At 54.9% G+C, this 24,363-nt stretch carries 20 protein-coding genes and 1 pseudogene; 16 read left to right on the forward strand and 5 right to left on the reverse strand.

Annotation, left to right across the window (positions count from 1 at the left end; translation table 11 throughout):
* Positions 1 to 11: 11 nt before the first annotated feature.
* Positions 12 to 467, reverse strand: a complete 456-nt coding sequence (gene iscR, locus IR141_RS02705) for a Fe-S cluster assembly transcriptional regulator IscR (RefSeq protein WP_135034149.1) — start codon at positions 465 to 467, stop codon at positions 12 to 14.
* Between the two features lie 217 nt (positions 468 to 684).
* Here iscR and IR141_RS02710 point away from each other — a divergent pair, with 217 nt between their 5' ends.
* The 6 genes and pseudogenes from IR141_RS02710 (at position 685) to IR141_RS02730 (ending at position 7,064) form a co-directional block, all read left to right on the forward strand.
* Positions 685 to 1,854 carry an alpha-hydroxy acid oxidase gene (locus IR141_RS02710; RefSeq protein WP_135034150.1) on the forward strand — a complete coding sequence of 390 codons (1,170 nt, stop codon included), beginning with the start codon at positions 685 to 687 and terminating at the stop codon, positions 1,852 to 1,854.
* A gap of 424 nt (positions 1,855 to 2,278) precedes the next feature.
* A complete protein-coding gene (locus IR141_RS02715) occupies positions 2,279 to 4,492 on the forward strand; it encodes a TonB-dependent hemoglobin/transferrin/lactoferrin family receptor (protein WP_228068136.1) in 2,214 nt (737 codons plus the stop codon).
* A 70-nt stretch (positions 4,493 to 4,562) separates the two neighbouring features.
* On the forward strand, positions 4,563 to 5,252 hold the full coding sequence (locus tag IR141_RS02720; RefSeq protein WP_228068137.1) for a ChuX/HutX family heme-like substrate-binding protein: 690 nt from the start codon (positions 4,563 to 4,565) through the stop codon (positions 5,250 to 5,252).
* A 9-nt stretch (positions 5,253 to 5,261) separates the two neighbouring features.
* Complete coding sequence (locus tag IR141_RS13340) at positions 5,262 to 5,600, forward strand: ChuX/HutX family heme-like substrate-binding protein (protein WP_228068138.1); 339 nt, start codon at positions 5,262 to 5,264, stop codon at positions 5,598 to 5,600.
* A gap of 176 nt (positions 5,601 to 5,776) precedes the next feature.
* A pseudogene (locus IR141_RS02725) lies at positions 5,777 to 6,210 on the forward strand (iron chelate uptake ABC transporter family permease subunit); the annotation flags it as partial.
* Positions 6,211 to 6,317: 107 nt separating this feature from the next.
* Positions 6,318 to 7,064: an ABC transporter ATP-binding protein gene (locus IR141_RS02730; protein WP_135034151.1), complete on the forward strand. Its 747-nt coding sequence runs from the start codon at positions 6,318 to 6,320 to the stop codon at positions 7,062 to 7,064.
* A 724-nt stretch (positions 7,065 to 7,788) separates the two neighbouring features.
* On the opposite strand, the gene IR141_RS02735 is transcribed toward IR141_RS02730, so the two are convergent.
* Both IR141_RS02735 and hemN read right to left on the reverse strand, forming a co-directional pair.
* Entirely contained in the window at positions 7,789 to 9,459 is a 1,671-nt protein-coding gene (locus IR141_RS02735; protein ID WP_135034152.1) for a glycosyltransferase family 39 protein, read from the reverse strand.
* A gap of 583 nt (positions 9,460 to 10,042) precedes the next feature.
* Positions 10,043 to 11,449 carry an oxygen-independent coproporphyrinogen III oxidase gene (gene hemN, locus IR141_RS02740; protein ID WP_135034153.1) on the reverse strand — a complete coding sequence of 469 codons (1,407 nt, stop codon included), beginning with the start codon at positions 11,447 to 11,449 and terminating at the stop codon, positions 10,043 to 10,045.
* A 156-nt stretch (positions 11,450 to 11,605) separates the two neighbouring features.
* Between hemN and fnr the strand changes: the two genes are divergently transcribed.
* A complete protein-coding gene (gene fnr / locus IR141_RS02745) occupies positions 11,606 to 12,340 on the forward strand; it encodes a fumarate/nitrate reduction transcriptional regulator Fnr (protein ID WP_135034154.1) in 735 nt (244 codons plus the stop codon).
* Positions 12,341 to 12,429: 89 nt separating this feature from the next.
* Here fnr and IR141_RS02750 read toward each other — a convergent pair whose 3' ends face one another.
* A complete protein-coding gene (locus tag IR141_RS02750) occupies positions 12,430 to 13,380 on the reverse strand; it encodes a CysB family HTH-type transcriptional regulator (RefSeq protein ID WP_135034155.1) in 951 nt (316 codons plus the stop codon).
* 455 nt (positions 13,381 to 13,835) lie between these two features.
* Here IR141_RS02750 and IR141_RS02755 point away from each other — a divergent pair, with 455 nt between their 5' ends.
* From IR141_RS02755 to IR141_RS02795, 9 genes are all read left to right on the forward strand, one after another.
* Positions 13,836 to 14,576 carry an OmpA family protein gene (locus IR141_RS02755; protein ID WP_135034156.1) on the forward strand — a complete coding sequence of 247 codons (741 nt, stop codon included), beginning with the start codon at positions 13,836 to 13,838 and terminating at the stop codon, positions 14,574 to 14,576.
* 197 nt (positions 14,577 to 14,773) lie between these two features.
* Positions 14,774 to 15,736 carry a thiamine-phosphate kinase gene (gene thiL, locus IR141_RS02760; protein ID WP_135034157.1) on the forward strand — a complete coding sequence of 321 codons (963 nt, stop codon included), beginning with the start codon at positions 14,774 to 14,776 and terminating at the stop codon, positions 15,734 to 15,736.
* Complete coding sequence (locus tag IR141_RS02765; protein WP_135034158.1) at positions 15,729 to 16,217, forward strand: phosphatidylglycerophosphatase A; 489 nt, start codon at positions 15,729 to 15,731, stop codon at positions 16,215 to 16,217. Before thiL ends, IR141_RS02765 begins: the two co-directional genes overlap by 8 nt.
* Positions 16,218 to 16,262: 45 nt before the next feature.
* Positions 16,263 to 16,631, forward strand: coding sequence for a Co2+/Mg2+ efflux protein ApaG (apaG, locus tag IR141_RS02770; RefSeq protein ID WP_135034163.1), 369 nt, complete (start codon positions 16,263 to 16,265; stop codon positions 16,629 to 16,631).
* A gap of 169 nt (positions 16,632 to 16,800) precedes the next feature.
* Positions 16,801 to 18,177: a sodium:alanine symporter family protein gene (locus tag IR141_RS02775; RefSeq protein ID WP_135034159.1), complete on the forward strand. Its 1,377-nt coding sequence runs from the start codon at positions 16,801 to 16,803 to the stop codon at positions 18,175 to 18,177.
* A gap of 570 nt (positions 18,178 to 18,747) precedes the next feature.
* The gene (bioD, locus tag IR141_RS02780) at positions 18,748 to 19,476 is read left to right on the forward strand and encodes a dethiobiotin synthase (protein ID WP_228068139.1); all 729 of its coding nucleotides are present in this window, start codon (positions 18,748 to 18,750) and stop codon (positions 19,474 to 19,476) included.
* A 366-nt stretch (positions 19,477 to 19,842) separates the two neighbouring features.
* Positions 19,843 to 20,067: a hypothetical protein gene (locus IR141_RS13345; RefSeq protein WP_187000476.1), complete on the forward strand. Its 225-nt coding sequence runs from the start codon at positions 19,843 to 19,845 to the stop codon at positions 20,065 to 20,067.
* A gap of 173 nt (positions 20,068 to 20,240) precedes the next feature.
* The gene (locus IR141_RS02790; RefSeq protein ID WP_135034165.1) at positions 20,241 to 21,410 is read left to right on the forward strand and encodes an efflux RND transporter periplasmic adaptor subunit; all 1,170 of its coding nucleotides are present in this window, start codon (positions 20,241 to 20,243) and stop codon (positions 21,408 to 21,410) included.
* A 102-nt stretch (positions 21,411 to 21,512) separates the two neighbouring features.
* Positions 21,513 to 23,051, forward strand: a complete 1,539-nt coding sequence (locus IR141_RS02795; protein WP_135034160.1) for a DHA2 family efflux MFS transporter permease subunit — start codon at positions 21,513 to 21,515, stop codon at positions 23,049 to 23,051.
* A gap of 57 nt (positions 23,052 to 23,108) precedes the next feature.
* On the opposite strand, the gene thrB is transcribed toward IR141_RS02795, so the two are convergent.
* Positions 23,109 to 24,026 carry a homoserine kinase gene (gene thrB, locus IR141_RS02800; protein ID WP_135034161.1) on the reverse strand — a complete coding sequence of 306 codons (918 nt, stop codon included), beginning with the start codon at positions 24,024 to 24,026 and terminating at the stop codon, positions 23,109 to 23,111.
* Positions 24,027 to 24,363: the final 337 nt, after the last annotated feature.

The following is a 24,363-nucleotide window of genomic DNA, read 5'->3' on the forward strand; positions in this document are numbered from 1 at the left end:
TTGATATGGTGTTAATGGATATGGGTTTGGTTGAATTCGATTATTTTATCGTGGCCGGGGTGGTTGTTTTTATGGTCGATAATGTGTTGCAGGGTAACGCTGCTGAGATAATTGTGGATGGTTTTGTTGAGGTTTGCCCACAAATCGTGGGTGAGACAGGGTGAGCCTTTGCGGCAGTCGGCCCTGCTGTTGCACTGGGTGGCATCCAAAGAATCTTCGGCGGCAGCGATGATTTGGGCGATGTTGATTTCGGCGGCAGGAGAGGCCAGGATATAGCCGCCGCCGGGGCCGCGCAGGCTCTCTACCAACTCTGCGCGCCGCAGTTTGCTGAAAAGCTGTTCTAAATAGGAAAGGGAAATATGCTGCCGCTCGCTGATGGCGCTGAGTTTGACGGCGCCGTTTTGGGCGTTGAGTGCCAAATCTATCATGGCGGTAACGGCAAACCGCCCTTTTGTGGTGAGTCGCATGGCAGTATTGTTTAGTGTTATGGCTGTTATCGGCTGGATTGTCTAGTATCTGAGTGTTTTAGTCAAGTATATCCGCTTTCAGACGGCCGCACCGGGTGGGAAAGCGTTTGATATATCTGTATGCTTGGTGTAAATTGATAAAGGTTCTCAAACAGCCTGTTTTAGGTTTCTTGAAAACATAAATTAAAATTAATTGGTTACTAAGGTGGATTAAAGCATGAAACATGATTTGAGCAAGATAACCTGCATTGAAGACCTGCGCCGGGTTGCCAAGCGCAAAGTGCCGAAAATGTTTTACGACTATGCCGACTCCGGCTCGTGGTCGGAAGCCACTTACCGCGAAAACACTTCGGATTTCAAAAACATCAAATTCCGCCAGCGGGTGTTGGTGGATATGGAAGGCCGAAGCCTTGCCGCCAAGATGATCGGGCACGATGTGAAAATGCCGGCGGCCATCGCGCCAACGGGCTTCACCGGCATGCAGCATGCAGACGGCGAAATTTTAGCCGCCCGCGCCGCCGAAAAATTCGGCATACCGTTTTCACTTTCCACCATGTCGATTTGTTCGATTGAAGATGTGGCCGAAAACACCAGCGCGCCTTTTTGGTTTCAGCTTTATGTGATGCGCGACCGTGAGTTTATGGAAAACCTGATTAAGCGCGCGCAGGCGGCGAACTGTTCGGCGTTGATTCTTACCGCCGATTTGCAGGTGCTCGGCCAGCGCCACAAAGACATCAAAAACGGCCTTTCCGCGCCGCCGAAGCCCACTCTTGCCAATCTGATTAATTTGGCCACCAAGCCCGAATGGTGCCTGAAGATGCTCAATACCGAGCGGCGCACGTTCCGCAATATCGTGGGCCATGCTAAAAATGTTGGCGATTTGTCATCACTTTCTTCGTGGACTTCCGAACAGTTCGACCCGCGCCTGAGTTGGGACGATGTTGCCCGCATCAAAGATTTGTGGGGCGGAAAGCTGATTATCAAAGGGATTATGGAGCCTGAAGATGCCGAGCTGGCCGTGAAAAGCGGAGCAGATGCCATTGTGGTTTCCAACCACGGCGGCCGCCAGCTCGATGATACCGTTTCCACCATCAAAGCCCTGCCCGCTATTGTGGGTGCAGTGGGCAGCAGCATCGAAGTGTGGCTCGACAGCGGCATCCGCAGCGGCCAGGATATTCTCAAAGCGTGGGCGCTGGGCGCGCGCGGCACCATGATAGGGCGTGCTTTCCTTTACGGACTGGGTGCATACGGCGAAGAGGGAGTAACCCGTGCGCTGGAAATTCTCTATAAAGAAATGGATATTTCGATGGCGTTTACCGGCCACCGCGATATTCATGATGTGGGCAAAGAGATTTTGGTGAAAGGCACTTATCCCGAAGCAGATTGAAGAGGCTGAAACGAAGCCGTTTTATTTCTGCCGGCGGGTTAGGGCTGCACTCCGGCTCAAAGAGAAAGGTTTTGCCGGCAGTCCGGGCGGTAGCAGAGCCGGCCGGGTATGGTTTGCGGCTGTGCGCCGGAAATAAAGCAGATTCACCCAATTCAAGCCCCCAGGCCGTCTGAAAGATTTTTCAGACGGCCTGATTGTTTTGAAAAGGTGGCAAACAGAGTGAAACCCGGCCTCACGTTATTTATGCAGTTGTTTTTTACATTGGAAAACTTGTATTTTTGGCAGGTTAGATATATAAATAAAAACGATTATCAATTTATTTATTAAGAAGATTGTCTGAAGCGTTTCAGACGGCCGGCAAGAAAGCCCTGCTTTCCTGCCAAATAAAACGGATAATTTTCCCGCAAACGGATAACTTTTCCTGATGAAAAACATGAAGCTCAAACCCAGTGTCTGCGCCGTGGTGCTGGCTTTTGCCGCGCCTGCGCTTTATGCCGAAACCTTGCGCCCCGAAACCGCCGAGCTGGAAACCATCACTGTAACCGCCGACCGCAACGCGCAAAAACTCGACCGCTCTGCGCCGAATGTGGCAGTGGTGCCGCGCCAAACGCTTAATCAGGCGGCCGCCGCCAATCTCGATGATATATTTTTATACGAACCGGGCGTGTGGGTGCCTTCCGACCACAGCCGCAGGGGCAATGCCGGTGTAAATATACGGGGCATAGACGGCAACCGTATTCTGATGATGGTAGACGGCGTGCGCCTGCCCGAATCTTATGCGGGCGGCGGCAGCAACGGTGCCATTTCCGGCCGCGATTTGGTGGAGTCCGACACGCTCAGGCAGGCCGATATTGTGAAAGGGCCGTATTCCGCGCTCTACGGCAGCGATGCGCTGGGCGGAGTGGTCAACCTGACCACCTATTCGCCCGCCGATTTTGTCGATGCCGGCAAACCCACCCACTTCGGCCTGAAATACGGCTACCGCAGCCGCGACCGAAGCCACGGCATCACCGCCACGGCGGCGGGTTATACGGAACACGCCGAGGGTTTGCTGATGCTCACCCGCAGACAGGGGCATGAAATCAAAAACAAAGGCAGCATCGACACGCACGACAGCAGCCGCACCCGCAACAATCCGCAACACAACAACGGCTACAATATTCTGGCCAAAGGCAGCGCGGGTAACGAAATCCACCGTATCGAAGCCGTGTTTGAGCAGTTTTACCGCAAAAACACAACCGATCTGCTCAACACGCTGGGCAGCAGCACCGTGGTGCGCGGCCCCGTTGCAGTAACCACCGAGCAAACACAGGCCCAAGCCGATGATTCCGCCCGCCGCCGGCGTTTCGGCCTGGGCTACCGCTATAGCGGCGGCGGCCGTCTGAAAGAGGCAGAACTGTCCGCCTACCGCCAGCAGCTCAAAGCGCAGGACGATGCGGTAAACGTGAGCGTAACGGCGGTTAACGGCCGCGCCGCCGGCAGCGGCACCCGCTATTCCGACTACGGCTTTGATCAAACCATCAGCGGCATCAACAGCCGCGCTGTAGCAGAGTGGGATACAGGCCGTCTGAAACACACCATAGTGGCAGGCGCGGAATTCAAACATGCCGACACCGGGCGCAGCCGCGACAGCATCACCGTTTATTCAGACGGCCGCCGCAGCAAAACCTATGCAGGCAGCCTTTATCCCAACAAAACCTTTCCCGACAGCAAACGGCGCACTTTCAGCATTTATGCGCAAGACAGCATCGCCTTCGGCGATAGCGGCGTGATGCTCACTCCCGCACTGCGCTACGAATACGAAAAACTCAAGCCGCAAATCGATCAAGCCTATCTCAACGGCAACCCCGAGAGCCTGCCGCAGAATTTCAGCGACAGCGCACTCACTCCCAGCCTGCGCCTGATTTGGCCGCTGGGCGGCGCGTTCACCGGTTTTGCCACCTATTCGCAGGGTTTCCGCACGCCGCCTTTCGATTCGGCCACCATGTCGTTTTCCAACACTCAGCACGGCTACCAAATCGTGCCCAACAACAACCTGAAATCAGAGCGTTCCAACAGCTTTGAGTTGGGCATGAAATACAAAGGCACCAACAGCAAAGCGCAGGTAACTGCGTTTTACAACCGCTACCGCAACTTTATCTCACGGCAATTTGCCGGCATGGAAAACGGCATGCAGATATTCCGCTTCGAAAACTTCGATAAAGTGAAAACCTACGGCATCGAAGCTGCCGCATCCCACCGTTTGGACGGCGCATGGCATCTTAACGGCAGCATCGCCTGGATGCGCGGCCGAGAAGGCAGCGGCAGGCCGCTCGATACCGCCTACCCGCCAAACGGCGTGCTCGGTGTGGATTATGTGCAGGAAAAATGGGGCGCGGGCACCAAGCTGCGCTGGGCGGTCAGGCAGAAACGCGTGAGCAGCGAAAACCATTTCAAAACGCCGGGCTACGGCGTGTGGGATGCCGGCGCATGGTACAAACCCGCGAAAAACATCGAATTGGGCGTAAACGTGTATAACCTCGGCAACAAAAAATACTGGCAGCACGCCGATGTGGCCGGCATGGCCGACTCCGGCGTGATGGATCTGTACAGCATGAGCGGGCGCAACATTGCTGCCACAGTGCAGGTGAAGTTTTAACGGAAAACTGTTTTTCAGACGGCCTTCACGGTATGGGTCAGGCCGTCTGAAAACATGAAAGGAAGCAGTGATGAATCTCTGGCAGCAATACCAAACCAACAAGGCTTCAAAACAGGGGCTTTATTTTCCGCGCGAAGGCGCGGCCGAGTTGGGCGTGAGCGAGGGCAGGCTGATGGCCGATGCGCCCGAAAGCGTTTATCTCGGCGGCAAAGAAAATATCCGCAACATCGTGTTGGAACTGCGCACTTTGGGGCAGGTGCAGTGTGTGGTGCGCAACAGCCTGTGCGTGCACGAAAAACAAGGCGTGTATGAAAACGTGAGCTTTGCGCCCGCCTCGGGCATCGCCTTGAATATCGGCGGCATCGACCTGCGCATTTTCACCGCCCGCTGGCATCATGCGCTGGCCGTTACCGTCCGCGAAGGCGGCAAGGTTTCGCGCTCGGTGCAGTTTTACGATGAATTCGGCGTGGCGGTGCAGAAAGTGTTTTTAAAAGAAGAGGGCAGAGAAGCACAATGGCAGGCGTTATCGGCCGCTTTCGGCAAGAACCGGAAACCCGAATTCCAAAGCGCAGCCATGCCGCCGCCGGTCGAACCCGCGCCGTTGCCTGCCGAAAAAACCGCTGCTTTTCAGGAACGCTGGAACGAGTTGAAAGACATCCACCATTTCGGCGCTCTACTCGAAACCTTCGGCCTCGACCGCCGGGCTGCCTACCGCCACGCACCCGTCGGTTTGACGCGCCGGCTGGAGCAGGGCGCGTAGCAGCAAGTGTTGGAGCAGGCCAGAGATCAGGGCTTGGAAATCATGATTTTTTCAGGCAACCGGGGAGTGGTGCAGATTCAGACCGGGCGGGTGCACAATCTCGTGCGCGCCCGAGGCTGGCTGAATATTCTCGATGCAAAAGAAGAAGGCTTCAGCCTGCACCTGAAAGACGATGAAATCGCCGAAACCTGGGTGGTGCGCCGCCCGATACGCGAAGGCTTCGTTATCTGCCTGGAAGGGTTTGACAACTGCCGCAAAACCGTGATTCAGATCTTCGGCAGGCGGCAGGAGGGCGAAACCGAGCCGGCCGCCTGGCACAGCCTCACCGGCGCGCTGCTTGCCGGCTGAGCGGTATTCCTGCTCCGTTTGCGTGAAACAACGGAGTTTTCCCGCCGCCGAGTCCGCAGATTTTTCAGACGGCCTGAACACTGCATTTCTAACAGGCCGTCTGAAACCAAACGGCAGGCCGTTTTTATACCACAGCCCCGCGGTACCGCAGTGTCAGGCAGGGTTGCGGCCAAAAAGAGGCAGGCTTTGCCCCGCCCGCTTATGCCGTAGCGGCGATGCTGGCAGGTTTGCTGTTGCTGCTGGGGGCGGGCAGAAAGCTGGATATTCTGATGCTGGGCGAAGACACCGCTGTGAGCATGGGCATTTCGGTGCCGCGCGTGCGCCTGCAAACGGTGGCCGGTGCGGCGCTGCTCACCGGGGCTGCAGTGTCGCTTTCCGGCATTATCGGCTTTCTCGGCATGATGATTCCCAATGTGCTGGCACAAACGGCGGGCGGCGCAGCAGGCTGATTGTGCTGTCGGCCTGGTTCGGCGCGGTATTCTTGTTGGCGGTAGACAGTGCCGCCCGCTGGCTTGCCTATCCGGTGGATTTGCCGGTGGGCATTGTGATTGCGCTGTTGGGCGGGCCGTTTTTCATATGGTTGTTTTTGCGGCCGGCGCGCAGCAGCTGAGGCCGTCTGAAAAGATTCAGAACACCCGTCATACTCGGGCTTTACCCAAGTATCTGTCTGTTTTTTATAAAAAACCTATCGTTGTTTATTCCCAAACCCAACCGATTATGGACAACCTCTCTTTTTCTATCCGCAATTTAACCGTTTCCGCCTGCAGTAAAATTCTGCTGCGGGTGGAGGCTTTGGATATTCCGCACGGCTGCCACACCGCCGTAATCGGCCCCAACGGCGCGGGCAAATCCACCCTGCTCAAAGCCTTAATCGGGCAGGCGGGGCAAGGAGAAATTACTTTGTTCGAGCAGGCCGTCGCCCCGCGGCTGAAACAGAGCAAGGTGGCTTGGGTGGGGCAGCACGGCAGCTACCGGATGCCGCTGAGTGTGCATGAATACATCACATTTGGGCAGAAAAGCAGCGGTAAGCTGTTTCAGACGGCCGCACCACTGCCGCTTGCGGCACAAGAGCTGCTTGAAGTGTTCGACTTGGCCGGTTTGCCGCACAAACGCGTCTATGATCTTTCCGGCGGCGAGCAACAGCGCGCCAACATTGCGCGCGCCCTGCTGCAAAACACCCCCGTGCTGCTGCTCGACGAGCCGTGCAACCACCTCGATATCCGCCACCAACACAGCCTGATTCGCTCCCTCAACCGCCAAACGCAGCGTTTCAGCGCGCTGATGGTGCTGCACGATTTGAACCTGGCCGCGCAATACGCGCAGCATATTGTATTGCTCAACCAGGGCAGGGTTATCGCCGCAGGCGCGCCCGAAGCCGTGATGCGGCCGGAATTGCTCGCCGAAGTGTACCAATGGCCGATACGGCGCGTGTGCGGCGGCGGGCAGGTTTATTTCAGCAGTTGAGCAAACGGGAAAACCGGCCAAACCCAAGGCCGTCTGAAACATTCAGACGGCCTTGGGTTTTTTAGCCGCTATCGCGAGCCCGCTTTATTTTCCCGGCACCGGTCGGTGTAGACCGCCGATGGCAAAGGAAGGCATAGAACCGGCCCTGCCGCCGCCCGCGGCCTGCAAAACCATTTCAACACCGCAGAAACCGCTTTCCTTTTGGAAATTGGGTTTCACTGCCCGAGTATCCACAACCGGCTCAAATTAAGCAATCATACTCTAAAGCCGTTTGAAGCCATGTTGAACCGTTTCAGACGGCCTTATTGCCCCCTGTGAAAGGGGGCGTTTTTACATTTTGTTTCTTAGCAAATCTTTGGGTGTCGGGAAGGGGTGTTGCACTTTTATGTTGAAACAATGGGTTGGTGATTTTTTGTGTGTTTGGGAGTTTTGCGGTTTTCCTCTTTCGGCACTTTTGGCAACTCAAACATTCCCAAACGGCTTTTCGGGCAAAAAGCGAAAAGTGTAAATAAGCACCGGATTTTTCTACTCTCGGGGTTTGGGCAAAAATTTTTTGAAAGGCAGTTTGAAATGAAGGCTGTTTGAACTGTTTGAAGATTTTGTTTCTGCGCAGTTTGGGCGGCCAAACGTTTGGTATTCGGGCACGGGTTTAATCAATACTTCAATATTTTTATCTGTTTCCCACCTGCGCGGGAATGGCGGCATTGGTGTCTTTCAGATGGCCTTAAGGTGTTTTGGCAACGGCTGCGGCCTTTTTCAGCAATGCGAAGCCTTCTGTTTTGTTGCGCGGGCGTGCGCCCTCCCACAGTAGATGCCAGCCTTCGGGGGCGGGGCTGCCTTTGGGCTGCTGTACCAGCCGGTAAGCGCATGAAGTGTCGTTTACGTGCAGTTGCAGGGTGCCGTATTGCTGCCATACGATGCGGGCGGTGGCGGCTCCGGCATCTATGCCCACGCAGCTTGTGCCTTCGGCGAGGGCGGTTTTCACTTCGGCGGACAGCGCAGCTTCCATCTGCCGCACCACGGGGGCGTGGCTTTTGGCGGCATCGAGCCAGGGTAGAAACAGGGTCATCATTAATGCCCACACCAGCGTTACTCCGGCCGCCCAGTTGGTAACGGCCTGCCGCCCGCGGATGTGTTTGCGGGTAATCGCCCACAGCCACACGGGTGTGAACGATACGGCTACCAGCATGGGTATGGTGTCGATGTCGGGAATGTAGTGGGGGCTGAAATAATGGGAGCGTTCGGCCAGTTTGGCCGGCCAGCCGTAGTTCATGGCGAAGAAGCCCAGCCATAAAAATACGGCAAACAGGCCGAAAGCCATGATGCCGAACCAGTTGATGAATGCTGCCGCGCCGCGCCGCAGGCCGTCAAGCTGCGCTGCGCCGAGCAGGGCGAGAGGGGGCAGCAGCCAAACCAGGTGGTCGGGGTGGCGGTGGGGGGTGAGTGTGAGCAGCAGGGTTGCTGTGGTGAGCCAAAATACGGCGAGTACGCCCCAGCGTTGTTGCAGCAGGCGGGTGCGGGAGGCTGTCCAGGCGGCCAGCGGCCAGGCGGGAAAGGCAAACCACAGCAGGTTTTTCAGGTAATAGGGCAGCGAAAAGGCCGTCTGAAAACTTTGTGTGCCGCCGAATGCGCCGAAGGCGTGGTGGTGCAGCCAGATGTGGAAGGCGGCTTCGTTGGTTTTCAGCAGCGCGAAGGGGTAAACCGGCAGCAGCGGCAGGGCAACGGCAAATGCGCCCACCAGCGTGAGAGAGTAGCGTTTGAACTGCCAGCAGGGATGGGCTGCCAATGCGGCGGCGGCCAGCATCAGCGCGGCAGGCAGCAGCAGCCCGGCCGACACCGACAGCAACACCCAGCCGCCGCCCAGCATCAGTGCGGCCATAATCACGTGTGTCTGCGCCAGCGAGAATCCGTACAGACACATGGCGAGCGCGGCAAATACCACCGATTGGCTGCCGAGAAAGTGTGCCATGGTAATCAGGCCGGTGCAGCCGATTAAAATCAGCGCCACGCTGCGCCCCTGATGGCGGCCGAGCAGACGGAATCCCGCGCTGCCGCAGCAAAACAGGCCGAGTGCGGTGAACAATACGCTGGCGAAACGGGCGGCGGAATAGGCATCGGCCGCCCAGGGTGAGAGCAGCCGCTCAAACCATGCGGCAACCCACAGATACACGGGCGACACGTTGAAATAGGGCTGCCCGAGCACGGTGGGCAGCCATGCGGAGCCGCCGTCTGAAAAGGCTTCTATGGCGGTGAACACGGCGGGCTCGGCGGGGTTCCACAGGTTGCGTGAAAAAATGCCCGGCCACAGCCATGCAAAAGCCAGCAGCAGCAACAGCCAGGGTTTTTCACCTGTTGGGGCGGGAGATTGGGATTCGGGCAGGGTGTAGGTCAGCATGGGGCGGCAGATGGAGGGTGAAACGGGTTTAAGTGTAGCAAATAACTAACGGCACGGGTAACTAACGGCACGGGATAGTGAGCCGTTGCAGGGATAAGGCTTGCCGTGCCTGTAATTTCCGGCGGGGGCGCAGCAATACCGTAATGGAAACGGGGGCGGGGTCACCATGACGGCATGGTGGCAGGAGCGGCAGTTTGTGCTGCTTGCGGGCTGTGAAAGGCCGGAATTTTGCAAAAATAAGCCGGCCGGCTTAAATAACGGCAGCGTTGGTTTGCTTTTCGGCGCAGTCTGCGGCCTGCCGCTTTGTGTTTGATTTTATTGGATTGGTTTGTAATTTAAGGCCGTCTGAAAAAACAGCGGCCTGTATCGGATTGGGGAGCGGATATTGTGCAGAACCGGAAAACGGTATCCGCACAATATGCAGCGCCGGCACCGCACATTGAAACCTTATTGGGCAAGGTGCAGGCAATATCCGCGCCACGCGATGCGGCAGTGGACACAGGGAGCGGGCAAACACGGGTTTCAGACGGCCCCGGCTTTATTGGCAAACCCACCTCGGTTCGACTTCGCCCGCGACACGCTGCTAAACCGTTTTGGAATATTGCGCCGTGGTTTCTTTATGGCGCAAGTGGTAGTCGAACACCATGGCAATGTTGCGGATTAAGAACCGTCCTTTGGGCGTAATCTGCAGGCCGTGCGGTTTGACTGCCAGCAGGCCGAGTTCGGCCAACTGCCGCAAATCTGCCAGCTCGGTTTGGAAATAATGGGCAAACGAGATGCCGAACATATGTTCATACACTCGGAAATCTAAGGTGAAACGGCACATCAGATCTTGAATGATGTTGCGCCGCAATAAGTCGTCCCGGTTGAGGCGGTAGCCGCGCATCACGGGCAGGCGGCCGGCATCGATGGCGGCATAGTAAGCATCGATATCGCGCTCGTTCTGCACATAAGTGTTGGCGGTTTTGCCGATAGAGGATACACCCAGGGCAATCAGATCGCAGTCGGCATAAGTGGAATAACCCTGGAAATTGCGTTGCAGACGGCCTTCTTTCAAGGCGCGTGAAAGCTCGTCGCCGGGCTTGGCGAAATGATCCATGCCGATAAACACATAACCGCGTGCGGTGAGTGTTTGTACGGCGTATTGCAGAATATCGAGTTTCTCTTCGCTGCCGGGTACGGCTTCGGTGTCGATGCGGCGCTGCGGCTTGAAAATATGCGGCAGATGGGCATAGTGGTAGAGCGCCAGGCGGTCGGGGTCGAGCGAAAGCACGGTTTCGAGAGTGGGCTTGATGCTTTCGAGAGACTGGTGCGGCAGGCCGTAAATCAAATCCACGCTTACTGATTTGAAGCCCGCTTCGCGTGCGGCATCAACCACTTCGCGCGTTTCTTCAACGGTTTGCACGCGGTTGACCGCTTGTTGCACTTTAGGGTCGAAATCCTGAATGCCCACACTCATGCGGTTGAAGCCCAAGCGGCCCAAATGCAGCACGGTTTCACGGCTGACTTTGCGCGGGTCGATTTCTATCGAATATTCCCCACCGGGAACCAAGTCGAAATAACGCCGTATCATCGCAAAAACGCGCTCCAACTGGCCGTCGCTCAAAAACGTGGGCGTGCCTCCGCCGAAGTGCAGTTGGGCCAGCTGGTGGCGGCCGTTCAGATGCGGGGCGAGCAGCGCCATCTCTTTTTCGAGATATTCGATATAGGCATCGGCTCGGGATTTGTCTTTCGTGATGATTTTGTTGCAGCCGCAGTAATAGCAGATGGTGTTGCAGAAAGGAATGTGGATATAAAGCGACAAGGGCTTGTTTAAGGCCCCTGCGTTTCGCGCCTCAAGCGATTTTATATAATCGGTTTCGCTAAAGCTGCCGTGAAAGCGGTCGGCAGTTGGATAGGAAGTGTAGCGGGGGCCGCTGGAAGGCAGCGAGGCAATCAGCCTGCGGTCGAATTCGGGTTCGGTGTGGTTATGTATATTTATAATTTTCATTAAATGGTTTTCTTGATTCGGGGGTAGATAGGCAAATCAAAGGTAGTTTGATAGAATATCCGCACTATCATAAACAAGCCTTGACCAGAGTCAATAGTCCTTAAGTCGCGGCTTTACTATATAAATGGAAGTTGCTTAGAAGAAAAGGTGCCTGCCATGCCTGCACACACTGCCCAGCATCAGATGAAAACGCTGTGTTCAACATGTTCCTTGCGCGAACTGTGCCTGCCTGTTGGGTTGATGCCGACCGAATTTGCCCAGTTGGATACCGTTATCCGCCAAAGCCGCCGTTTGAAAAAAGGCGAATATCTCTTTCGCACAGGCGAGCCTTTTGCTTCTTTGTTTGCCATTCGTACAGGCTTTTTCAAAACCACTATCGCCAGTCAGGACGGGCGTGACCAGGTAACCGGTTTTTTTATGTCGGGCGAGCTGATCGGCATGGACGGCATCTGTACGCAGACCCACAGTTGCGATGCCGTGGCGTTGGAAGACAGCGAGGTGTGCGAGCTTCCGTTTCTGCATATGGAAGAATTGGGGCAGAATATTCCCAGCCTTCAAAACCATTTTTTCCGCTTGATGAGCCGGGAAATCGTGCGTGACCAGGGGGTGATGCTGCTGTTGGGAAATATGCGCGCCGAAGAGCGGTTGGCGGCTTTTTTGCTCAATCTCTCCGGTCGTCTGTATGCCCGCGGTTTTGCTGCCAATGACTTCATTTTGCGGATGTCGCGCGAAGAAATCGGCAGTTATTTGGGGCTGAAGCTGGAAACCGTCAGCCGCACCCTGTCGAAATTTCATCACGAAGGGCTGATTTTGGTCGAACACAAACACATTAAAATCTTACAGCCGCAAGTGCTGAAGAAAATGGTTTCCGGTTGCGAGCATGCCGTATAGGCATTTGAAATCAACCATTAACAGAAAGCAGGCCGTCTGAAAAATGCTGTTTCAGACGGCCTTTGCCTTTCAATATGTTCAATCAAGATTCAGATGGAAAAATCTTCTTCAATCGGCGCGTATAATATTTTATCTATCTGCATACGGGTTAGTTTGGGGGAGAACAAATTAATGAATTCATAGGTATAGCCGCGCAGATAAGTATCAGGCCGCAGCGCGATGTAGGTGTGGGAAGGCTCGAACAAGTGCGATGCATCGATTAGGTGCAAATCCCCGTCTGTTTTACCGTCATAAGCCATTTTTGCCATCAAGCCTACGCCCAAGCCCAGCCGTACATAGGTTTTCAACACATCTGTATCGGCCGAAGATAAAGCCACGGCAGGCAAATCCAGCCGGGCCTTTTGGAATGCACGGGCGATATTGTTGTTGTGGTTAAGGGCAAATTCATAAGTTACCAGCGGAAAAGCTGCCAAATCTTCAATTGTCAGCGGATGGCGGCAGTCCAAGAGCGGGTGGCCGTCCGGTACGATTGCCGCATATGTCCATGTTTCGCAGGACAGTTTTCGCAATTCGCCGCTTTCCTCCGATGTTTCGGTGGCAATGGCAAAGTCGGCGTTGCCGCTTAGCACCATTTGGGCAAGTGTATCAGGGCTGCCCTGCTTGATGGTCAGGCGCACTTTGGGGTAACGCTGCACAAATTCAGCCACAATGGCCGGCAACGCATAGCGTGCCTGCGTGTGGGTGGTGGCGATGGTCAGCGGGCCGCTGTCGTGTCCGGTAAACTCACTGCCGATATTTTTAATATTCTGCACATCGTGCAAAATCCGCTCGGAGAGCTCCAAAACCGCTTTGCCGGGCTGGGAAACCGAAACTACGCGCTTACCGCTGCGGATAAAAATCTGTATTCCCAATTCTTCTTCCAGCAGTCTGATTTGCTTGGAAATGCCGGGTTGCGATGTAAACAGAGCCTCGGCAGCTTCAGACACATTCAGATTGTGGCGGTAAACTTCGAGTGCGTAGCGTAATTGCTGTAATTTCATCTTAAAAAGCCAAGAAAAACCAAGCGGCGGAGCTTGTGGATTCTGTACGACAAAGGGCTGCCAATTTAGCACACTTTGGCAAAGTCTGCCTGGTTGCCCCACTGGAGGGCTTAAAGTTTTTGTTTTTTAATAAACAATCTTTTATTGATATTGAACAGTCATGAGTGCAGAGTGGTGCTGATTGTTGTTTATGTGCAACGGGATTGGCATATAAATGTTGTTTTGCTTGCCAATGAATGACACGGGCTTGATTTTTCGGCATGATTTAGAAATGGGAAGCGGGTCTTTGCCGTTGTGCACGGGCAGTTGTGTATTGACAGTTTGCCCTCCGTTTCTTTATAGTGCAAACTGATATATCCGATTTGCCGCCGTTTACAACAGTGGCCTGTATATTGGTGATTTGCAGCGGCTACGCTCTGCGCCCGTTGTATAACAATCTTTGATGAGGGAATAAAATGACCAAACAGCTGAAATTAAGCACCTTGTTTGTTGCCTTGGTTGCTTCAGGTACCGCAATGGCCAGTGAGGCGCATACCAAACACGGTTATACCGTTGACCGCGAACAAACCATCGTCCGCAACAACTATGGCGAGTGCTGGAAAAATACCTATTTCGATAAAGAAACCCAAGGCCGCATCGAGTGTGGCGATGCTACTCCGGTAGCTACCGCCCCCCAATACGCCGATGAAACCGTTTCTCTGTCTGCCAACACCCTGTTCGGCTTCGATAAAGACAATCTGCGTCCCGAAGCTACCGAAACCCTGAACGCTTTGGCCCAGCGTTTGAGCAACACCAATGTAGAAGCCGTGCGTGTTGAGGGCCACACAGATTTTATGGGTTCCGAGCAATACAACCAAGCCCTGTCTGAGCGCCGTGCTAACGTAGTTGCCAACTACTTGGTAGGTCAAGGCGTTGCTTCCAATAAGATTTCCGCCGTTGGTTTGGGCGAGTCCCAAGCACGCATGACTGCTTCTTGCGAAGCCGAAGTTGCCAACTTAGGTAAAAAAGTTTCCAAAGCCAAAAAACGTACTGCTCTGATTGCATGTATCGAGCCTGACCGCCGTGTAGATGTTAAGATCCGTACGCTGGTAACCAAACAGGTTGCTCCGGGTCAGGTTGAGGGCGAGCGCCCTGCTTCTGAAGAAGGTTGGATTCCCGGCCCCGCTTCCAAATATCACGGCTATACCCGTCCTTAATCAACTGAAAGTTGAAGAGCAAACCCCGCTTCGGCGGGGTTTTGTGTTAAAGGAGACAGTATGGTTTGGGGGTAAACGGTTTATAATGATTTACCGAATCGGGATTCGAACGGGGATGTTTGGTTGCAGAGCAGTTGCTTGTTACGCCGGGTGATTGGCCGGGCTCCTGTTTTTTCAGACGGCCTGACGATTATTTTATGAAAGAATTTGATTTTATCCGCCGCTATTTACACCGTTCCCAAGCCGATGCAGATGTATTGATCGGTATTGGCGATGATGCAGCCGTTATCCGCCCGCGAGCAGGGTATGACTTGTGCTTCAGTAGCGATATGCTGTTGAAAGACAGGCATTTTTTTGGGGATGTTGCACCTGCTGATTTGGCATATAAAGTGTTGGCGGTGAATATTTCGGATATGGCGGCAATGGGTGCCTCGCCGCGCTGGGCTTTGTTGGGGGCGGGTTTGCCGCAGCTGCAGGAAGATTGGTTGGCAGAGTTTTGCGGCAGCTTGTTTGTGCTGGCGCAGCGTTTCGGCATCACGCTTATCGGCGGAGACACCACCAAAGGCGATTTGGTATTTAATGTTACCATTGTCGGCGAATTGCCGCAGGGCAGGGCGTTGCGGCGGGATGCTGCGCAGGCGGGAGACGATGTGTGGGTATCGGGGCAGTTGGGCTTGGCAGCTGCGGCACTGCACCATCATTGGCATACGTTTGCTTTGCCCGATGCGGTTTTTGATTGTTGCGAGCGGGCGCGGCTGCGGCCTGAGCCAAGAGTGGCTTTGGGGCAGGCATTGTTGCCGGTGGCTCATGCTGCGCAAGATGTTTCAGACGGCCTGGCGCAGGATTTGGGCCATATTTTGCAGGCTTCGGGCGTGGGAGCCGAGGTTTTTGCCGACAATGTGCCTACTTTGCCGCAGTTACACGATGTTTTGGATAAAACGGCCCTATACGGCTGCGTGTTGGCGGGCGGGGATGATTATGAGCTGGTGTTTACCGCGCCACGGTCGTGCCGCAGTGCCGTGGTTGAAGCAGGCAGGGCGAGTGCTACACCGGTAACGCGCATCGGCAGAATAACGCAAGATTGCGGCCGTTTGAATATTGTAAACGCCAACGGTATGCCGGTTGCGTTGGCTTCTTTAGGATTCAATCATTTTGAGTAATTTCAAACCCACTTTTTTATGGCTGAAACAGCGGCCGTTGTGCCTGCTCGGCTTCGGCTTCGGCAGCGGTTTGGCTCCGGTAGCGCCGGGTACGTTCGGCACGTTGCCCGCACTGCCGATAGCATTTGTTTTGTATTTGGCCGGTATAACGGGTTGGTGGCTGGCAGCGTTGTGCGTTATCCTCTTTGGGTGGGGAATATGGATTTGCAGCCATACCGAACGCGAACTGGGTATCATGGATTACGGCGGCATTGTGTGGGACGAAATGGTTGCCATGTTGCTGGTGCTCGCATTCGTGCCGTTTCATTGGACATGGTGGCTGGCCGCATTTGCCGTGTTCCGCCTGTTTGATGCATTGAAGCCCTGGCCGATAAAGTGGCTGGACAAGCGCCTGCACGGCGGTTTGGGCATTATGCTCGATGATGCGGTGGCCGCCGGTTTTACGCTGGCCGTGCTGCACATTGCCGCAAGGGTGATGTAACCCAAAATACAGGCCGTCTGAACATCACTATCCGGAATTTGTATGATGGACGAAATCGAAATTATCGTGGAACCCAGTTTTTTGGCAGAGCAAAGCAATATCGCCAAAGATCAATATGTGTTCGGCTACGGCATCACCATCCGCAACAACAGCGGTGAAGTGGTTACCCTGCGCAAGCGCCATTGGCAGATTACCGATGCGCACGGTGCAGTAGAAAAAGTGTCGGGTGTCGGCGTGGTGGGCGAGCAGCCCGTGCTGTATCCCGGCGAAGATTATTATTACAGCAGCGGCGCCCGTCTCAACACCCCGTGGGGCTGCATGGAGGGCAGCTATGAATTTGAAGACGGTTGCGGCGGGCGGTTTTCCGTGCCGATTCCCAAATTTGATTTGAGGGCTGATGTGGCGGTGCATTAACCGTTTGCCTGCGGGGCTTTGTTTGTGTGTATTTGAGGCCGTCTGAATAGTTTTCAGACGGCCTCGGTTTGATAGCGGCGCTAGAGCGGTTTACCCCTGCTTGCAATTCTTTACGCCTTGTGCTGAAATGCTGGGCATCAGAACAAAATGTCAGCAATCAGGAGTGAATATGGAAGCCTTACATCATTTTTTTGATACCGTGGGCGGTTGGGTTTGGGGGCCGGCGATGCTGGTGCTGCTTGTCGGCACCGGCGTGTTGCTGACCGTTTTGCTCAAGGGTCTGCAATTCAGTATGCTGGGCTATGCGCTCAAACAGGCGTTTATGCCGCACCACAAAAAAGAAGACGGCAGCGACCACGATGGCGATATTTCGCATTTCGGTGCATTGATGACCGCGCTTTCGGCCACCATCGGCACGGGCAATATCGCCGGCGTGGCCACCGCCGTGGTTGCGGGCGGTCCCGGGGCGGTATTTTGGATGTGGATAACCGCCATTTTCGGTATGGCCACCAAATATGGCGAAGGTGTGCTGGCGGTAAAATACCGCGTGGTCAATAAAAAAGGCGAAATGTCGGGCGGCCCGATGTATTACATCGAACGCGGTTTGGGCAGCAAATGGAAATGGCTGGCTTATGCGTTTGCCTTGTTCGGCACGGTGGCATCGTTCGGCATCGGCAGTTCGGTGCAGTCTAATTCGGTGGCGCAGGCCGTGCAGGCCAGTTTCGAGATCGATACCGTTTACACCGGTGTGGCATTAACCGTATTGACGGCCATTGTGGTGCTGGGCGGTATCCGCAGCATTGCCAAGGCTTCTTCGCTGATTGTGCCGCTGATGGCCGTGTTTTATGTGGCGGGCGGGCTGGTGATTATTTTGGCCAATCTTGATTTGGTGCTGCCTGCCCTGAAGCTGATTCTCAGCGATGCCTTTACCGGAGAGGCAGTTGCCGGCGGGGCAATCGGCAGCGTTATCCGCTACGGCGTAGCGCGCGGCGTGTTTTCCAACGAAGCCGGTATGGGTTCTGCACCGATTGCGGCGGCAGCGGCCAAAACCGACCACCCTGTGCGTCAGGCGCTGGTGTCGATGACCGGCACTTTCCTCGACACCATTGTTGTGTGTTCGATTACCGGCATCGTGTTGGTGATGGGTTTGCTCGGTGCCGGCGGTGAAGTTGTGAAGCCGGAAATCACCGGCGCGGCACTCACCACTTCCACCTTTGACCGCCTGTTGCCCGGCCCCGGCGGCTGGGTAGTAACCATCGGCCTGATATTCTTTGCTTATTCAACCATTTTGGGCTGGTGTTACTATGGCGAAAAATGTGCGGCTTATGTGTTTGGTGATGGTTTCGCCAATGTTTACCGCGTGGTTTATGTGGCCACCGTGATGCTCGGCACGGTAGTCAGCTTGGATTTGGTGTGGCTGGCAGCCGATACTTTCAACGGTTTGATGGCCGTTCCCAACCTGATTGCCCTGCTGCTGCTTTCCGGTGTGATTGTGAAAGAAACCAAAGACTTCAAAGCCAAGCGCAAGAGCGGCGAACTGCCTTAAAACAAATTGTTTTCAACCAAATACAGTCAGTTTTTCAGACGGCCCAAACAGTGTTTCGGGTCGTTTTTTATGTATCGAAACACCATTGCGCCGCCAACCGGGTTGCCCGTAATCTGCGCGCAGACCTTAAGCAGATTGGCCATATTGGGGATACGGCAATGTTTCCGCACCGCGCATCGGCATTACCATATGGTTCCGCGCCTGGGACTTTGTGTTCCACTACCTCCATCATTTCTACTGCTTCCAAGCACAAGTGCCCGGCCGGCCGGTTTCAGACGGCCGTGTTTGCGGCTGAAACAACCCGCGTATGCCCGCTATATCGGGTATGCACCACAGTAAGCCCGAAGGACTGCTTGTTTGGGGCGCGCAGGCATTTCCCAATCGGAAAACATGGCCGATAGGTCGATATGGCCGCACTCGAAAGCGCAGAGTGTGCAGGGTTGGCAAACCCCGTCCCGCCGCCAGATAGCGGTGAAAGTGCTTGATTTCAGTGACGGTGTTATTTTGCCTTGTGGTTTGCACTGCCTGCGGTTTGCTTTGCGCCGCAAATGTGCGGATGCACTATAATGATTGACCGCAATCCGCCAAAGGCCGTCTGAAACCATGCAGCAGCAAGTTTATTTCGTTACCGGCACCGACACCGGAGCAGGCAAAACATTCTGCACCGCAGCCATGCTGCAAGCCGCCGCGCAAGCAGGCAGGCGCAGCATCGGCTTCAAGCCCGTGGCTTCGGGAGCGGACGGCTCCGGCACCAATACCGATGTGGCCGTATTGCAGGCCGCTTCGACCGTGCGCCTGCCCTATGCCCTGCACAATATTTACACCTTCGCCGAAGCCACCGCACCACATTTGGCCGCCGCCGATGCCGGTGTATCCATCGAAGCGGCGGCGTTGAGCCGGGGCTTGGCCGCCATCAAACAGCACGGCGATTTTGTGTTGGTGGAAGGCGCGGGCGGCTGGCTCACGCCTTTGTGCACGCAAACCGACTTTGCCGGCTGGGTAGCGGCAGAGCGGTTGGCGGTGATATTGGTGGTGGGTTTGAAGCTCGGCTGTATCAACCATGCCCTGCTCACCGCGCAGGCCGTGCGGCATACGGGTTTGCCGTTGGCCGGATGGGTGGCAAACTGTTTGAGCGCGCAGCCCCACCGTTTTGCGGACTATCTGGCTGCTTTGCGGGCGCGCATTTCCGCGCCGCTGCTCGGGGTGATGCCGTTTCTGCCGCAGGCGGGGGCGAAAGATGCCGCTGCCTATGTGGATATATCCGCTTTGCTGCCGGCATCGGATGCGGTTGGCAGATAGTTGTTTAAGCGGGCTTGCCCGATGAAAGGCCGACACCTCTGTAAAAATACCTTTAATGCCGTCTGAAATGCTTCAATCCTGTCATTAGCTTCGCAAGTCTGCTGCATGGGAGTGACGATGGTCGGATATTTCAGACGGCCTGAATGAATTTTGCAAAGGGTTCAGGCCGTCTGAAAATTGAAGATAACCGTATAACGTGTTGATGAGTACCAAGCCGTTGCAGCAGGTGGAAAAACGGCGGTGTTGGTTGACCGGCTTTATCCGCGTGGCGTGCCCAAAGAAAAATGACCGGTGTGCATTGGCTGAAAACGTTGGCACCAAGTGCACAACTGCGCCGCTGGTATCACGAAAACCCCGAACAACGGTTTGATATATCTGCCGCCCCGTTATTGGGAAGTGTTGCAGGGTGCCGCGCAGCAGCAGGAGGCCGGCCGTCTGAAAGCATGGGTGCAGGCGGGCGGCGTGCTGTTTTTAACAGCGGTGAAAAACCTCGGCCATTCCTATGTTTCGATGTGGCGGGAGGCTTTGGGTATGCCGTTTGCGCGCTTGGACGCAAACGGTGCATCTGAGCACGACAGCTTGCCTGAATAATGCCGGAAGCGATAAAATATAGCTGTTTTTCCAGACGTTTCATCCAGTGGTTGGATTTCTGAAAAATAAATAACTTCAATAGGATATAAGCTCCGATGCAGGTGTTTCAGACGGCCTTTGCGCCCGAAGTGCAACATTTGCCGGCATCGGGGCAAAACCGGATACGGGTAGAGATGAACACTCCGCAACACACCAACGGTGCGCCGGGCAAGCGCAGATTGTCGCGCCGTAAGCGTAATCTGACGTTGGTTACGCTGTTTTTTATTGTGGTGGCACTGGCAACCGCCATGATTTATTTTTTGGTTTGGCAGCATGAAGAAAAAACCGATGACGCCTATGTTGCCGGCCATTTGGTGCAGATCACGCCGCAGGTGGCGGGAACGGTGCGCAAAGTGCTCGTGGACGATACCGACACCGTCAAAAAAGGCGATGTGTTGGTGTCGCTGGACGACAGTGATTTCCAGCTTGCCTACGACCGCGCCCAAAACGAGCTGATTCAGGCCATACGCCAAAACAGGCAGCAAACCGCCGTTTCTTCACAGGCTAAAGCGCAGGTGTTGGCGCGCAAAGCCGATTTGGCCAAAGCGCAGGCCGATTTGCGCCGCCGCGAAAGCTTGGCGGGCACCGATGCGGTGTCGGGCGAAGAATTGAGCCATGCCCGTGCCGCCGTGGTGCAGGCGCAGGCCGCATTGAAGGCGGTGGAGGCTGAAGAAGCTTCGGCGCAGGCGGTGTTGGGTAAAAATATTCCTTTGCGCCAGCAGCCGGCCGTTCAGACGGCCGTCAGCCGCATCAAAGATGCCTGGCTGAATCTGCAGCGCACGCAAATCCGCGCACCGATGGCCGGCCAGGTGGCCAAGCGCAATGTGCAGGTGGGGCAGCGTATCGCCCCGGGCGCGCAGATGATGGCGGTGGTGCCGATGCACAATCTGTGGGTGGATGCAAACTTCAAAGAAGTGCAACTGCGCAAAATGCGTATCGGCCAGCCGGTGGAAATGACCGCCGATCTATACGGCAGCCGCGTGGTTTACCGCGGCAAGGTGATGGGCTTGTCGGCCGGCACCGGCAGCGCGTTTTCGCTGTTGCCGCCGGAAAACGCTACCGGCAACTGGATTAAAGTGGTGCAGCGTGTGCCGGTGCGCATCAGTCTGAGCCCTCAGCAGGTGAGGGCGCATCCTTTGCGGGTGGGCTTGTCGATGTCGGTTAAGGTGGATACTTCCGATGCCGCCGGTAAAACCATGGCCGAAGCGGGCGGCCGCAGCGCGGTAGCTGCCGAAACCGATATTGTGGACTGGGCCGCGGCAGATGCCTTAATCGAACAGATTTTCGAGAAATACGCCAAATAACGGGCAGGCCGTCTGAAACCTTGATTCAGACGGCCTCAATATCTTCAAGGCAGTCTGAAACAACCTAACCGCTGCCCGAGGTTGCGGGGTGAAGCTGATTTTATGGACCAAGCAAAAACCTATCCGCCTTTACAGGGCGCCGGCCTGGTGCTGGTAACGCTGGCGTTGAGCCTTGCCGTTTTCATGGAAGTGTTGGACACCACCATTGCCAATGTGGTGGTGCCGGTGATTGCCGGCGATTTGGGCGCGGCAGCCACACAAGGCACATGGGTGATTACCGCATTTGCCGTATCCAATGCCGTTTCCGTGCCGTTAACCGGGTTTGTGTCGCGCCGCTTCGGTGAAGTGAGGGTGTTTCTAGGCGCGGTTATCGGCTTTGTGATGACTTCGTGGTTGTGCGGCATGGCGCCGAATCTGCAGTTGTTGGTGTTGTTCAGGGTGTTGCAGGGCTTGGCGGCGGGGCCGTTGATTCCGTTGTCGCAAAGTTTGCTGATGGCTTCGTATCCGCCTGAAAAGCGCACGCAGGCATTGGCACTGTGGGCGGTAACGGTAGTGGTGGCGCCGGTTTTGGGGCCGATTCTGGGCGGCTGGATTTCCGACAATTGGCATTGGGGCTGGATTTTCTTTATCAATATTCCTGTCGGCATTGCCGCCGCGTGGATAACGTGGAAACAGCTCGGCCACAGGGAAACCGAAATCAAAAAAACGCCGATAGACTATACCGGTTTGGCGTTGATGGTGCTCGGTGTGGGCACCTTGCAGATGATGCTCGACCGGGGCAAAGAGCTTGATTGGTTTGCTTCGGGCGAAATTATCGCGTTGGCGGCGGTGGCGGTAGTGTGTTTGACCTATTTTGTGGTGTGGGAGCTGGACGAAGAACATCCCGTGGTGGATTTGTCGCTGTTTAAAGACCGCAATTTCACTGTGGGCGTTATCGCCACATCATTGGGTTTTATGGTGTATATGGGTTCGCTGGTGTTGTTGCCGCTGGTGTTGCAGTCGAATTTTGGCTACACCCCGACTTGGGCGGGCTTGGTGGCCGCGCCTGTGGGCATACTGCCGGTTATCTTAACGCCGCTTATCGGCAAATTCGGCGGCCGCATCGATATGCGCTGGCTGGTAACGGCCAGTTTTCTAGTTTTTGCCTTCACCTTTTATTGGCGCACCAACTTCTATGCGGGGATGGACATGGCCAATGTGGTTTGGCCGCAGTTTTGGCAAGGCTTGGGTGTGGCGATGTTTTTCCTGCCGCTTACCGCCGTTACCTTGTCGCGCATGCAGGGCGCGCAGATTGCAGCCGCCGGCAGTCTCTCGAATTTTCTGCGGGTGTTTATGGGTGGGGTGGGCGTGTCGGTGGCAACTACGCTGTGGGAGCGCCGGGAAGCGCTGCACCATGCCCGTCTTGCCGAAGAAATCACACCTTATTCACCGACCGCCCAACAGGCTCTGCAGAATATGGCGCAGGCAGGAATCGGGGCAGAAGAAGGCTTGACCGTTATCGTCAAAAATATTACCCGGCAGGGTTTTATTATCGGGTCGAACGAAATTTTTTGGGCAGGCAGCCTGCTGTTTGTTGCAATGATAGTTGTGGTTTGGTTTGCCAAACCACCATTCGGCCCGCCGGGAGGGGGAGGGTATTGATGTATGTTAAAGGCCGTCTGAAAATGTTTTCAGACGGCCTTTAAACCATTTGTTTGATTATCGCAAGCTGAGTAACAAATCCCGAAACACATTCGGATCTTTGATAAAAGTCATCTCGCCTTCTTGCGGAAAGTGAAAGTCCAATAAACGGGAAACCCAAAAACGGACGCAGCCTGCACGTTTGGCAACCGGATAATAACGGTTTTCCGCTTCGCTTACAGGCCGTACACTTTCGTAGCCTGCCCGCAGGGCAGCCTCCAGCCCCGCATCCAGTTTGTTGTCGGCAGTGCGCGCCCAATCATTGGCGGCGATGGCCAGGTCATACATGAAATTACCGTTGCAGGCATAATAAAAATCAATGAAACCCGCCACCTGATCGCCATCGAGCAAAACATTGTCTTTAAATAAATCGGCATGGATAACCCCCGAAGGCAGATGGCCGCCGCTGTTATTGTCTAAAAAAAGCATTTCGCTCTGGAGCAGGCCGGCATCTCCGCTGTTTAATACGGGCTGCAATTTGATGCCGGCATCGTGCCACCACTGCGTATAACGCGGATTGTTCATTTTCAAAGGAAAACTCCGGCCGGCCAAATGCATTTTGGCCAACATGGCGCCGGTATGGAAGCATTGGCTTTCAGACGGCCAGCTGGTGTCGGAACCTTTCAAACGCGTAACCAAACAGGCCGGTTTGCCCGCCAGCACCGAGTCTAAACGCCCATCTTTGCGGGCAACCGGAGTGGGGCAGGCAACACCGTTTTCGCTCAAATGCTGCTTGAGCATTAGAAAAAAAGGCAGCTCTTTCTGTTTTAACGCCTCAAACACCGTCAGCACAAAACATCCGGCAGTAGTGGTGAGAAAGTAGTTACTATTGGTTATCCCTTGGGCAATGCCCTGTAAAGACACAAAATCACCCAAATCATAATCCATCAGAAACCGATGCATTTCATCATCAGAAACACTAGTGTAAACCGACATGGTCGAGCCTTCATTAAAACGAAAAACGAATTCTGTATCATATCAAACAAGCGCACTCATCGGGCGGGCAAGATAGGTTTAAAATACAGACCGTGGGCAGGGGGGGCAACAAACAACATTTAAGTTGGCAACAAAATTTCCATATAAAACATTTTGTTGTAATTTTGTTGTATTGATTTTTTGTATATTGTGTTGACGGTTGGAGTTGGAGTTGTGTATAGTTCGCTTTCTGCTCCGGTGTCGGAGCTGTTCTTTAACAACACAGATTACCGATAAGTGTGGGTGCCTTAGGCCCTGCACTGCGTAGAGACAGACAAGGAACAGACTTGTCGGTTTC

The sequence above is a fragment of the Neisseria sp. 19428wB4_WF04 genome (assembly GCF_015235335.1).
GTDB classification, from domain to species: Bacteria; Pseudomonadota; Gammaproteobacteria; order Burkholderiales; family Neisseriaceae; genus Neisseria; species Neisseria musculi.

Bases quoted from the DNA above. Each gene is read 5' to 3' on its own strand.
- iscR (WP_135034149.1), bottom strand. From the start codon at position 467: ATGCGACTCACCACAAAAGGGCGGTTTGCCGTTACCGCCATGATAGAT.
- IR141_RS02710 (WP_135034150.1), top strand. From the start codon at position 685: ATGAAACATGATTTGAGCAAGATAACCTGCATTGAAGACCTGCGCCGG.
- IR141_RS02715 (WP_228068136.1), top strand. From the start codon at position 2,279: ATGAAAAACATGAAGCTCAAACCCAGTGTCTGCGCCGTGGTGCTGGCT.
- IR141_RS02720 (WP_228068137.1), top strand. From the start codon at position 4,563: ATGAATCTCTGGCAGCAATACCAAACCAACAAGGCTTCAAAACAGGGG.
- IR141_RS02730 (WP_135034151.1), top strand. From the start codon at position 6,318: ATGGACAACCTCTCTTTTTCTATCCGCAATTTAACCGTTTCCGCCTGC.
- IR141_RS02735 (WP_135034152.1), bottom strand. From the start codon at position 9,459: ATGCTGACCTACACCCTGCCCGAATCCCAATCTCCCGCCCCAACAGGT.
- hemN (WP_135034153.1), bottom strand. From the start codon at position 11,449: ATGAAAATTATAAATATACATAACCACACCGAACCCGAATTCGACCGC.
- fnr (WP_135034154.1), top strand. From the start codon at position 11,606: ATGCCTGCACACACTGCCCAGCATCAGATGAAAACGCTGTGTTCAACA.
- IR141_RS02750 (WP_135034155.1), bottom strand. From the start codon at position 13,380: ATGAAATTACAGCAATTACGCTACGCACTCGAAGTTTACCGCCACAAT.
- IR141_RS02755 (WP_135034156.1), top strand. From the start codon at position 13,836: ATGACCAAACAGCTGAAATTAAGCACCTTGTTTGTTGCCTTGGTTGCT.
- thiL (WP_135034157.1), top strand. From the start codon at position 14,774: ATGAAAGAATTTGATTTTATCCGCCGCTATTTACACCGTTCCCAAGCC.
- apaG (WP_135034163.1), top strand. From the start codon at position 16,263: ATGGACGAAATCGAAATTATCGTGGAACCCAGTTTTTTGGCAGAGCAA.
- IR141_RS02775 (WP_135034159.1), top strand. From the start codon at position 16,801: ATGGAAGCCTTACATCATTTTTTTGATACCGTGGGCGGTTGGGTTTGG.
- IR141_RS02790 (WP_135034165.1), top strand. From the start codon at position 20,241: ATGAACACTCCGCAACACACCAACGGTGCGCCGGGCAAGCGCAGATTG.
- IR141_RS02795 (WP_135034160.1), top strand. From the start codon at position 21,513: ATGGACCAAGCAAAAACCTATCCGCCTTTACAGGGCGCCGGCCTGGTG.
- thrB (WP_135034161.1), bottom strand. From the start codon at position 24,026: ATGTCGGTTTACACTAGTGTTTCTGATGATGAAATGCATCGGTTTCTG.